Below are 12,548 nucleotides of genomic sequence, written 5' to 3' on the forward strand. Positions count from 1 at the left end.
TAATGAATGAATTGTCTAATAAATTGTGGACACCGGGAGAAGATGAAATTATAAAGAGCCACCTGCAAAATTTTACAAATCATATTCAATCCAAATATCAACTTCATTTTCCTTCTTATGACGAATTGTGGAAGTGGTCCGTTGACGAAATAGATTTATTCTGGAAGGAAATATTGGAATATTTTGAGGTGCAATATTCTGGTCATTATTCTCAAGTGCGCAACGAATCTCCAATGCCTTATACGAAATGGTTTGAAGGTATTTCTCTTAATTATGCAGAGCACATTTTTAGAAAGAAGACAAGTAAATTTCCTGCAATAATATCCCTCACCGAAACGCAAGAAGCCAAGTATCTGAATTGGGATCAACTTGAACAATCTTGTGCAAGATTGCAAAATTATTTGTTTGAATTTGGTATGCGAAAATCAGACAGGATAGCTGCTTATTTGCCCAATATTTCTGAAGCTTCAATTGGACTATTGACTTCAATGAGCATGGGCTGTATATGGAGTTCCTGTTCACCCGATTTTGGCGTAAGCAGTGTAGTTGATCGATTTCAGCAAATTGAACCGAAAGTATTACTTGCCGTAGATGGCTACACCTATGGTGGTAAAACTTTTGATTCAAGAGAAAATGTAAAAGAAATCACACAAAAAATTCCAAGCATTCAACTGGTGATATGGATATCAAATCTCGGCTATGAGTTTGTTTCAGAAGGAATGAATGTGGGCTGGAATGAGATCATGAAAATTGATGCTGCTGATTCTTTGTGCTTTGAACGGGTTCCATTTGATCACCCCATTTGGATATTATATTCTTCAGGAACTACCGGACTGCCTAAGGCGATTACACATTCACAAGGCGGGATGTTACTGGAGCATCTTAAATATTTGCATTTGCAAAATGATGTCCATGAAGGAGAGCGTTTTTTCTGGTACTCGACAACCGGCTGGATGATGTGGAATTTTGTACATGCTTCGATGCTAGCCGGTGCCACAGCAGTGCTATATGATGGAAGTGCAGCGTTTCCTCATTTGGATTTCATCTGGTCGTTGGCTGATCATCTAGGCTTGCAGCATTTGGGTACTAGTGCGCCTTATATTGTTGCCTGCATGAAAGCCCAGTTGGCCATCAGCGAAAAGTTTCCATTAACACAACTTAGAAGCATCGGCTCAACAGGTTCTCCCTTACCTCCGGAAGCCTTCGATTATATTTACCAGCAGGTTCACAAAGAGGTTTGGCTCTGCTCTATGAGTGGCGGTACAGACGTCTGCACAGCTTTTGTGGGCTCAGCCATTAATAAACCTGTATACAAAAGTGAAATCCAGGCACGCGCATTGGGAGTGGATCTACATGCTTGGGATGAAGATGGAAATTCAGTTATAGGACAAGTAGGCGAAATGGTAATTACCAAAGCTTTGCCCTGCATGCCTGTATATTTTTGGAAGGACCAAAATTATTCACGATATCGTGCCTCTTATTTTGAGATGTATCCTGATGTGTGGCTGCATGGCGACTGGGTAGAAATTACAGGTCATGGAGGTGTGATTATCTATGGAAGAAGTGACGCCACATTGAACCGGCATGGAGTTCGAATCGGGACAGCAGAGATCTATAATGTGATCAATCAGTTTTCGGAAATCAGAGATGCCATTGTAATCAATCTGGAACTGAGCAACGGAGATCATTTTATGCCCTTATTTATTGCGATGAATCAGGGAGAATTCCTATCCAATGAACTCATAGATAGGCTAAAAAAAGCACTCAGGAGCCAATATTCACCAAGACACGTTCCGGATGAGTGGGTTGTGGTGCCCGATATACCTTACACGATTAGTGGAAAAAAGATGGAAAGTCCGGTTAAAAAAGTGTTACTGCGAAAGGACTTATCCAAAGCTTACAACGCCGATGCGATGAGAAATCCCGACAGTATGGATTTCTTTAAGCAATATGCCAAAGAAAAAGCATTTGAAGTTTAGTTCTTTTGCTTTTCAGGGTCCGCGGGATCATTTTCCGGGAGGACGTACCTGTCACCTTTACCCCTAAAGACAGAAACATGGATATACCTTTGGGGATTTAGTCTGATATCTTGAAGGAGCAGCTCCATGTTTTTTGATGTTTTGTCAAGATTGGTATAAAGGCTTTGATCTTTTATTAATTTTCCTAATGTTCCCTGACCAGAATTTACCTGTGTGATCATTTGGTTCAGTTGGGTGAATGATTTTTGACTTTCCGACAGCATTTTATTCAATTCAGCAATAGTCTTTTTACTCTCGTCTACTGTTAGGTCAAGTTTATTAACCAATTTTGTCGGTTCGGACTTTTTAATCTCCTCAGAGATTTGCTCCAAGTTGGTCACGGTTCGATTAATAGAATTTGAATTTTTCGCTAAAGTAGATGTGAGGACATCAGTACTTTGAAGTGTGCTATGAATATGTTTGGAGGAAGCATCAAGCAATTTGCTGATTTGCTCTGAGATAGAATTGATATTATAAATCGTCTTATTGAGGTTTTTGATTGTCATGGAGAGTTGAGAACTGGCTCCCGGATCAGTGATCGAGTCAAATGCAAGACGGACTTCTCTGCTGGCAGTCTGTATATAGTCCACCATTTCACCTTTTGGAAACATTGTACCCAATATGCTTTCGCTAGCGCCTTTGATGATTGAGAATTCAGGTATACAATCTTCACCCATGCAATGATGGTCAAAAACGAGCTCAATGACTTTTCCTCCCATCAAGCCCGCAGACTTAAGCACAGCCGTAGTATTTTGAGGGAGCTTAATACCATTCCTGATATCAATGGTGACCTGGACACGTGATGTTGATGTTGGATCCAACTCTATTTTGATAACTGATCCCACTTTAATACCACGTATCAAAACTGGGGAAGAAGTCTCCAGCATATCTACATAATCATAGTAGATATAATAAGACTTTGATTTATCTAATAAATTATTTCCCTTGAGATATTTAAATCCAAATATAAGTAAGGTTAAAGTGACTATCCCAAGGATGCCAATTTTTACTTCGTTGCTTATGTTAAGTTTCAATATGAAGATTTATATCTCAGGTTAAAACGCAAAATTAGTTCTTTTTGCTGATATGTTTGGGCTAATACTGAAATGCCACTATTCTTTGAAATGCACCAAGAATGCATCTTTAAAACCAAGCGCACGGATTCTTTCCTTTTCAGCTGTAGCAGCCTCTTTATCTGAAAAACAGCCCACATAGTATTTGAAATAATCTGATTCTTGTTGTTGCGTACATTGTGGTAGCTGCTGCCAAAGCCGATGTGATTTGTCTATTTCTTTTTTAAAGCTAGCGGCTACCTGCACTTTGTAAATAGTCTTCGAGTCACTGAGTGCTTGAACTCCTATATTTGATTCCTCCGGGTGTTTTACCACCCATGTCTCCTCATTCAATGGGGCAATTGAATAGGCAGCAAGACCTTCCGGAATAATTGTGTAGAATTTTGAATTGAGGTAATCCACAACAGAACGATTGATCATTTCACTGATTTCTTCCTGGCCCTGGTCAGAGCCAAGGTATATTTCTTCATCAGCATGGGATATATATCCAGCTTCGATGAGAATCGAAGGGCAATTGGATTGATGTAACACTAGGAAACCCGCTTGTTTTACTCCGCGACTACCTCCGGGATGACTACCACCAAAGGAGGATTCGACCATTCTGGCTATTTCAAGACTCTGCTTGTTTCTCAAGGATTGGAACTGAGAACTGAGGATGTAACTCTCTGGGCTGTTGAAATCATAGGTGTCATAGTGGATGTCGTGATCATTTTCAAGAAAAATCGAAGCGTTTTCTCTTCTGGAAACATCCAGATTCTCTTGCAACTTGTGCAATCCCATTACGTAAGTTTCTGTCCCTCTGGTTTTAGCAGCATTCGTTGGCATTGCGTTGCAGTGGATTGAAATCAATAAGTCAGCTTTGGATTGATTTGCAATCGAAGTCCGTTCGTGCAATGGGATGAATCTATCGTCTTCGCGAGTGAGTATCACCGTGCACCCGGGAACAGTGCTGAACAGTTTATCTCGCAGCTTGGTAGCAAGTAGCAGGCAGATGTCTTTTTCTTTGAAATATTGACCCTTTGCGCCTGGATCTTTGCCACCATGTCCAGGGTCCAAAACAATGACAGGACCCGAAATATTCTTTAAATTTGCGGCATACAGGGTAGATGCATTAAAAATAAGTGTTAAATGCTGAAAAGTCATTACCAACAGACACAAAATGCCCGTTGAAAGACGGTCGTAGTTTTTCATGTAAAGCCTTTAGTCGGTACAAATATAAACATATATTATAATTTTATATATAAAACATACTATTTTTTAGTGAAAAAGACATTGTGGAAATATATAATATCATCAACTTGCCTTTTTCTCATTGCGCTTTGCTCTGCAATTCCACTGTATAGCCAATCTATAACTCCACTCGATAGCCTCAAACCTGACCTGGATAGTCTGGTACTTAGTGGGGCGGATCTTTATGTTGTCTCCAAAGATGCTATTGATGAAAAAGTCGAATATGGAGCCAGGGACAGCATCCGTTTTGATTACTTAAAGAGATTGATTTTTTTATATGGAGAAGCTTATATCAAGTATAAAACCATGCAAGTGCATGCAGATTTTATTACCATTGATATGAAATCTAGCGTAGCCACTGCAAAGCCCTTATTGGATAGTGCAGGTATGAAGACAGGTGTACCGAATTTTGAAGACGGCGATCAAAAATTTGATGCCCAAGAAATTCAATACAATTTTAAAACCAGGAAAGGAATAGTCACTGAGGTCGTGTCCAGGCAAGATGATGTTTATATCCATGGAGAAAAAACAAAGTTTATTTCAAAACAAAGCAATGATTCTGGTGGGGATGATGTCATTTATAATCAAAATGCAATTTTTACCACTTGCGATGCTCCACATCCTCATTTTGGTATTTACAGTAAGAGGCAAAAAGTTATACCAAACAAACTAATCGTAGTCGGCCCTTCGATAGTCAAGATAGCTGAGGTGCCTACACCTCCATTGATGCTTCCTTTTGGATTTTTTCCGATTTCTCCAGATCGGAGATCAGGCATTCTCTTTCCAAAGGATTATGAATACAGCCAAACCTATGGTTTTGGAATTAGAAACTTCGGTTATTATATTCCGGTAAGTCAGTATCTTGATCTTAAATTACTTGGAATAGTTTATTTTAAAGGCTCCTGGGGAATCAATCCAAGTGGAAATTACTCGAAGAGATATAAGTATGACGGATCCTTTAATGTCGATTTCCAATATCTAAAAGCAGCTTTTTCGGATACCATAGGGTATGAAACCAGAAAGCCCTTGAGTATTCATTGGGTACACAGGCAAGCTGCAGGCGCTCACCCTTATCGCAATATAGGCGGAAGTATAGATATTGAAACTAATGGTTATACCAGAGCTACCCAGAGAAATGCCAGTAACTATCTGAATAATACACTCCGGTCGAATTTTAATTTTACCTACCAGTTTCCGAATTCGCCATTTAGTCTTTCTGCAGGAATGTCACACTCTCAGGTGACTAGAACAAACGACGTGCAATTGACATTGCCAAGTGTTGATTTTTCAATGAGACAGAAGGCAGTATTCAAACGAAAATCCAAGAAAATTGCAAGTAATGAAGCATGGTATGAGAAAATATTGGTGAATTATAGTGCAAGTGCAAGGAATCAACTTCAAACAAAAGATTCACTCTTGTTCAGGCGTCAAACTCTGGATACTTTACAGTACGGCGCATTTCATAGATTGAGTGCAAATGCCTCATTCAACGTACTTCGCTATATCAGCATTACTCCATCAGCAAATTATAGAGAAGAATATTTCTTTAAAACTCAAGATAAATATTTGGACACAACTACTTATTATGATTCCATTCAAATGAAATACATTTATGGTAGAGTAATTACTGACAAACAAAACAATTTTGTAGCACTTCGTACCATGGATTTTTCTTTGTCTGCAAGTACAAAATTATATGGAATGCTTAAAGGTACACGCTCGTGGTTTAAAGGTATACGACATGAAATCAGTCCTTCAGTTTCTATGTCATTTGCACCTGATTATTCAAGCTCTTTTTTTAATTATTATCGCTATCATTCTACTGACAACAGAAGTGAGTATGATGTTGTACAAAAGTATTTCAAGTTTGCAAACAGTCCGTTTGGAACTAGTGGAGTGGGGGCGGAGAATTTTCAGATCAATATGGGTGTAAACAACCGGGTAGAAATGAAATATCGCAGGTCAAAAGATTCAATAAGTCATAAACTAGCTATTCTGGAGGGCCTTTCAATCAATTCAACGTATAATGTATTCGCAGACTCGTTTAAACTTTCTCCTTTATTCTTATCTGGAAATACACGAGTTTTATGGGGTTATGTTTATTTGAGTTTATCATCAATTCTTGATCCTTATTTAAGGGAGAATATTAACGGGGTAGAATACCGTCGAAACCAATATCGTTGGAGCAAACAAAACCATCCATTTTATTTTGATCGGGCAGACTTGAGTATTTCATCGCAGGCATCTATAGGTCAAATTCTCGATTTGTTAGGAAGGAAAAAGGGAAAGCAGTCAGGTACACAAGCTTACGATCGGATTGAAGATTTGTTTAGGAATTTTTCACTATCTTATAACGTACAATTGGCTGCCAACCGGCAAAGTAGTGGAAAGGATACTGCTTATATTTCTACCCATACATTCAATGTCCGTGGTAATTTACCGCTTACCCCGAAATGGAAAATTACTCTAGGCAATATTGGTTATGATATTAGGTTAGATAAAATTACTTTTCCTCAGATTGGATTAGAAAGAGACTTGCATTGTTGGGTCTTTAATTTTAACTGGACTCCGGCACTCAATTCATACACTTTTTTTATTGGAGTAAAACCCGGGAGCCTTGAATTTATCCGGATTCCTTCCAATCAATACAATACCGGTAACGCTGGATTTTAATCAAACCACCATGCATATTTATTTTGATGCAAAAAGATACTTCTACAATCCAACCGGTCTAGGAAATTATTCCCGATGGTTGGTAAATTCATATCATCAATTTTATCCGGAAGATAAATTGTTCTTATGTACACCAAGATTGAACAAGCCCACAGATTTTGACACTGCTAATGAAAAAAAAACCATAGAATACACTAATTTTTTAGGTTTAAATCGTGTTTTTGGTTTGTATCATAAAATCCCTGGAAGTTCGATCTTCCATGGGTTGACAAATGAGTTGCCTTACTTTCCTAAGGCATCTAAAGTAGCAACAGTTGTGACTGTTCATGATATTATTTTTAAGCTGAGACCTGAAGGGTATAAATGGGCAGACAGAATGATTTATCACCTGAAGACTCAGTACGCAATTCGTAGAGCGGATCGTATAATCTGCATGAGTCAGATGACCAAGAATGACCTGATAGAGCATTATGGAGCTGACGAAGCCAAACTGGAGGTTGTATATCAGAATTGCTTGCCGTTTTATTATAGTGAACCCAGTACGGCAGAGTGGTCAGATTGGAGACAGTCATATAATCCCCCAATGGATTTTATTCTAAGTGTGGGTACATTTAATGAAAGAAAAAATCACAAAAGTATCATAGATGCATATTCTCTGATTCCGCTTTGCGACAGAATAACTACTTACTTGATCGGATCCGGACCTTTGAAGGATGAGTTACTGCAAAGAATTGAAAGCAGAGGTCTTTCATCATGGATCAAAATATTGTCCAACGTTACATTACCTCAGCTCAGATGTTTTTACAAGGCAGCCAATTTGGCAATTTACCCTTCCCTATATGAAGGATACGGACTCCCCGTTCTGGAGTCCTTAGCTTGTGGTACCGTTGTCATCGTGCACAAAGCTTGTGCTACTGTAGAAGCTGGCGGAAGATCGGTAAGCCAGGTTGACTGCACCAGTCCTGAACAACTGGCAGCAGAAATAGTGGAACTGCAGAAAAACAAAGTTTTGCAATCTAAGTATTTAGAGGAATTTATATTTCATCTGGAGGAACTTAGAATCGATAAACTGATGAAGCAAATGAATAATATTTACAAAAATGTATTGTAAATATTTGAAATACAATTATATATAAATTATAATAATTTATATATTAAAAATATGATGATTTGATTGTAAAGATTGGCACGAATTTTACATCTTTGAGCTTACAATTTGTATAAAGATTTAGGTTTCATTCTCATTCATTCTCCGGCGTTGAATTAATCGTTCAACGCCGATTTTTTTTACAGCCAATTTTTATTCAAGGAAAATAAAAAAATGCAATATTTTTTTAGCTTTTTGATTTTTGGCACGATCTTGTATTATAAGTAATTATCATTCGTTAGTTTTCATTCATTCATTCAATAATCAGCCTTAATCTAAAGGGATCAAGGCTGATTTTTTTTTCAATAATATGCTTGATTATGTCTATAATGGTAAAATTGTTACCATCAAAACAAAATTTAAATTCTGCAAATTTGGATTGAATTAAATGCATAATTTGTTGTCCAACAAATTGCTTTAAATTGAGATATTCAATTTATTTAAATCAATTTTGACTTAATTTTACTTTGTGCATTTGTCAGCGTGATGAACTTTATCATTATTCTGAGGTAAATTATAAAACTGACAAATAAATCAATGATAATTTTGTTCGGATTGGACTCAAACTTAAGCTTCTAGGGGCTGCATTGATGGTTGGAAGAGGAGTATTATCGAAATTTTCACATCATAATGGACAAAGGTGAATTGTAACTGAATATACAATCTAAGCTTATGATGCGACCGAAGGGTTTTGCAATGCGATTATCGAATACAAGGTTTCCATAAAGTATATGATAACCAGGCATATTTTACCAGATAATCCGATTGCTCTGGAGAAAATAAAATTGCCTATTTTAGTATTTCATTAATAGTATTCACAAAAGCGCCAAGAACAGATGTGCAGTGCTTGTAATTATTAAATATATACTAGTAAATCAAAAAATCTGTAAAGCAAAGAGTTGATGAAATGAGACTCGCAATAAGCCATCAGCTCAAACAATTTGTGGTATTATATTTTATTAAATTGAAACCCTATGAAATATTGGCATCTACAATTCCATGAATCTGGCTGATTACTCTTTGACCATCCATTGCAGCAGAAAGGATTCCACCTGCATAACCTGCACCTTCACCAGCGGGAAATAAATTCAATATCTGGGGGTGGTTTAATTTTAAAGGATCACGAGGTATTCTTACAGGTGCTGAAGTTCTGGACTCCGTACCTACAAGGATTGCTTCATCAGAAATATAATATTTCATTTTTTTTGAAAAATATTTTAAAGCTTCTTGTAGTCGAAAAGTTACAGGCTTTGGCAGCAATTCATGTAAAGTCGCAGGAAAGATACCCGGAATGTAAGAACTGTTTGGTAAAGTGGGACTGAGTTTCCTGTTGAGAAAATCTTTTAGCTTTTGAGCCGGTGCTGCCTGAGAAATTTGGTCTCCTGCTTGAAACATTCTTTGCTCAACATTTTGTTGATATTTCATTGCACGCAAAGCGATAGGAATGTGTTCGTTGAATTGTAGATAATCTTCCTGATTGATCGACGTAACAAATCCACTATTTGCAAACGGAGAATCCCTGCGTGACAAAGACATTCCATTTACTACGATTTCTCCCGGAGCAGTAGCTGCGGGCACTATCATACCTCCTGGGCACATGCAAAATGAGAAAACGCCTTTTTGATCTACATTGCAAGATAATGAGTAAGTAGCAGGTGGAAGGTTTTTGTGACGGGGATTTTGGCGGTATTGCATTCGGTCGATAAGAATTTGGGGATGCTCCACACGGACACCGAGTGCAAAATCTTTTGGCTCGATGAACACATTTTTCTCATGTAACAATCCATAAATATCTCTTGCAGAATGTCCTGTGGCCAATACAACCTGAGTTGGTGTAAATGAGGATTTGTTGCAAATGATTTCTTTGATTAATCGATTTTCAATTTTAAAATCTAATACACGATGTTCAAAGTATATTCTACCTCCGCAAGTTTCAATTGTATGTCTGATCCGCTCTATTATTTTTGGTAGTTTATTGCTTCCAATATGTGGATGGACATCTACCAGTATGTCTTCGAGCGCACCATGAGAAACTAGGAGTTGTAATACTTTGCGAATGTCTCCTCTTTTATTTGATCTGGTATAAAGTTTTCCATCTGAATAAGTACCGGCGCCACCTTCGCCAAAACAATAATTTGAATCCGGATGGACTATTCCTTCTTGCTGCAAAATCCTTAGATCACGCCTTCGTTCTTGAACGTTTTTACCTCTTTCTATGAGTATTGGTTTCAAGCCGAGTAATAAGCATTCTAATGCAGCAAAATAACCGCAAGGGCCTGCACCTATGATGTGTACCTCAGGGCTTTCATGTACATCTTTAAATTTGAAATTTGGAAACGATAGCGCCCTCTCAGATAGGGATTCGGATACATAAACTTCTGCATGTAAAACAAATTCTACTTGTTTTCTTGCATCAATATTTCTCCTGATAATTTTATAATCAAAGTCTTCTGGTGGCAGGTTAATTTTTTCGCTGATTATCCTGCGATGAACAGTTTCATTGTCAATGAATTCAGGTAGTAGTCTATAGTCTACCTGAAGAATCATAACGACAGGACTGCTTGTCTGATTTTCACTAATCTGCCAATCAATGGTTCCATCTGGTCCAAGGATAACATATTGGCGCCATCAGATTTGGCAGTAGCAGGGGAGGGATGCGTTTCAATGAATAATCCATCAGCTCCGACTGCAATCGCAGCTCTCGCAATCGTTGGAATCTGATCAGGCCTGCCCCCTGTGATTCCTTCCATTTGATTGGGCTGCTGTAGGGAATGTGTACAGTCCATGACCACAGGTACTCCCATAGATTGCATTGTTGGTATGCCTCTGAAATCCACAACTAAGTCCTGATAGCCAAAGCACGTTCCTCTATCGGTAAGCCAAACTCGATCATTACCTGCTTTTTTTACTTTGTCCACTGCAAATTTCATGGCTTCCGGGCTCATGAATTGACCTTTTTTGATATTGATGAGTTTTTGAGTTTTTGCAGCTGCAATGAGCAGACTTGTTTGACGGCACAAAAATGCAGGAATTTGCAGAATATCTACAAAGTGGGACGCCATAACAGCTTCTTCTTCAGTATGGATGTCAGTCACTACGGGAACATCGTATTGCTCACCGATTTCTTGCAAGATTTTTAAAGCTGCTTCATCTCCAATACCAGAAAAACTGGTTGCTGAACTTCGATTCGCTTTGCGGTATGATGCTTTAAAAACAAATGGTAATTGATATTGATGACTGATTTTTACAAGTTGTGTAGCCACTTCTTGACATAGTTCTTTACTTTCCACAACACATGGTCCTGCAATAAGAAAAAACTGTCCTGAATCCAAATATTTTAATCTGCTCAAATTCATATTCCTATTCATTGTATTTTAAAATCCAAGCCTGAGGATGGTACTTCGCTTTTAGTTGGATCAAGACTTCTTGCAAATTCTGATGAAAGCAATCAAATTTAACTCCTACACGATAAAAATCCTGGAATCTGCCTCTAAAGGCTTGTTGTCCATTTTGACGTATTTTTTTTTCTAATCTGTCAGCATTTGACTCTACTTTAAAAGATCCCACGATGATGATACAGTTTTTATTTTTTATCACTGTGTCCATAGTGGAGATATTTTTATCAGTGAGGATTACTTCATCTTGAAAGCTATCGATTGGTATTTTGTCGCTTTGTTTCTGAGTAAAAACAGAATCTGTAGCCATATGTTTTGAGGTATCCACTGTTGAAAGTTGGACTGAATCTTTGAGAGTAGGCGTGGAGTCATTTTTCCGCACATCATGCTTCGTTTTGTTGGAATCCGGATCCGAAGAACGTGGTGGACAGAACATCAATCCAAGAAAGATAAGCCACAAAAGACCTATCGCCCAAAACAAGTACTTAAACTCCTTAAAAATGGATTTGCTCTGTTGGCTCGGCTGCGGTAGTACTGTCAATGGCAGGATCTCTTCAACAGTTTTGATTGCAGGACTGATTGGCAGTTCTTCCATACCATAAAACCGTTCATTCAAATTGTATCCATAGCTGGAAAAAGTGTATTCATCTCCCTTTAATGACAACATGCCTAGTGGATAAAACTCAGCTTGGTTGCCGGCTCTCAATTGTAAAGCTAATTCTAATGAAAGTTGACCTAGAAGATTTTCAATATCTTCATTTTTGTATCCTGTTTCTTCACAGATGTGATCCACCAATTCTTGGGCTTTGCTGCCTTCAGTATGATGAAAACTTACAACCAACTTACTGGGATAGATCTTACTGTCCTTGTGGTCAATATAAGCTTTTTGGTGCTGGCCCTCAAAAATACCAATGCCTGGTAAATCAATCCAACCGTAGCGGTTCAAATGCCACAGCAGGAGGTAGCTGATATCAGGATTGGTATATGACAGAAAATTCGTTTTTGATCAGTA

8 protein-coding genes are annotated in these 12,548 nt (G+C 38.0%); 3 read left to right on the forward strand and 5 right to left on the reverse strand.

What is annotated here, in order from left to right; all coding sequences use genetic code 11:
* The first annotated feature begins 2 nt into the window (after window positions 1-2).
* Entirely contained in the window at window positions 3-1,979 is a 1,977-nt protein-coding gene (locus tag IPI99_10505; GenBank protein ID MBK7340947.1) for an acetoacetate--CoA ligase, read from the forward strand.
* Here the strand turns inward: IPI99_10505 and IPI99_10510 are convergent.
* Window positions 1,976-3,052 (reverse strand): MCE family protein, encoded by a 1,077-nt coding sequence (locus IPI99_10510; protein MBK7340948.1) that lies wholly within the window; start codon window positions 3,050-3,052, stop codon window positions 1,976-1,978. The two genes, IPI99_10505 and IPI99_10510, sit on opposite strands and share 4 nt — an antisense overlap.
* A gap of 78 nt (window positions 3,053-3,130) precedes the next feature.
* Entirely contained in the window at window positions 3,131-4,282 is a 1,152-nt protein-coding gene (locus IPI99_10515; GenBank protein MBK7340949.1) for an N-acetylmuramoyl-L-alanine amidase, read from the reverse strand.
* Between the two features lie 69 nt (window positions 4,283-4,351).
* On the opposite strand from IPI99_10515, the gene IPI99_10520 reads away from it, so the two are divergent.
* Window positions 4,352-6,994, forward strand: a complete 2,643-nt coding sequence (locus IPI99_10520) for an LPS-assembly protein LptD (GenBank protein ID MBK7340950.1) — start codon at window positions 4,352-4,354, stop codon at window positions 6,992-6,994.
* 10 nt (window positions 6,995-7,004) lie between these two features.
* Window positions 7,005-8,105 (forward strand): glycosyltransferase family 4 protein, encoded by a 1,101-nt coding sequence (locus IPI99_10525; GenBank protein ID MBK7340951.1) that lies wholly within the window; start codon window positions 7,005-7,007, stop codon window positions 8,103-8,105.
* Between the two features lie 1,008 nt (window positions 8,106-9,113).
* On the opposite strand, the gene IPI99_10530 is transcribed toward IPI99_10525, so the two are convergent.
* Genes IPI99_10530 through IPI99_10540 form a run of 3 tightly spaced genes read right to left on the reverse strand, consistent with a single transcriptional unit; the run spans window position 9,114 to window position 12,482 of the window.
* Window positions 9,114-10,688: an FAD-binding protein gene (locus tag IPI99_10530; protein ID MBK7340952.1), complete on the reverse strand. Its 1,575-nt coding sequence runs from the start codon at window positions 10,686-10,688 to the stop codon at window positions 9,114-9,116.
* Window positions 10,685-11,497: a 3-deoxy-8-phosphooctulonate synthase gene (gene kdsA, locus IPI99_10535; GenBank protein ID MBK7340953.1), complete on the reverse strand. Its 813-nt coding sequence runs from the start codon at window positions 11,495-11,497 to the stop codon at window positions 10,685-10,687. The genes IPI99_10530 and kdsA overlap by 4 nt, the downstream gene beginning before the upstream one ends.
* A 4-nt stretch (window positions 11,498-11,501) precedes the next feature.
* Window positions 11,502-12,482, reverse strand: a complete 981-nt coding sequence (locus tag IPI99_10540; protein ID MBK7340954.1) for an SPOR domain-containing protein — start codon at window positions 12,480-12,482, stop codon at window positions 11,502-11,504.
* Between the last annotated feature and the right edge of the window lie 66 nt (window positions 12,483-12,548).

This window comes from Saprospiraceae bacterium (genome assembly GCA_016710235.1).
Taxonomy (GTDB): Bacteria; Bacteroidota; Bacteroidia; order Chitinophagales; family Saprospiraceae; genus Vicinibacter.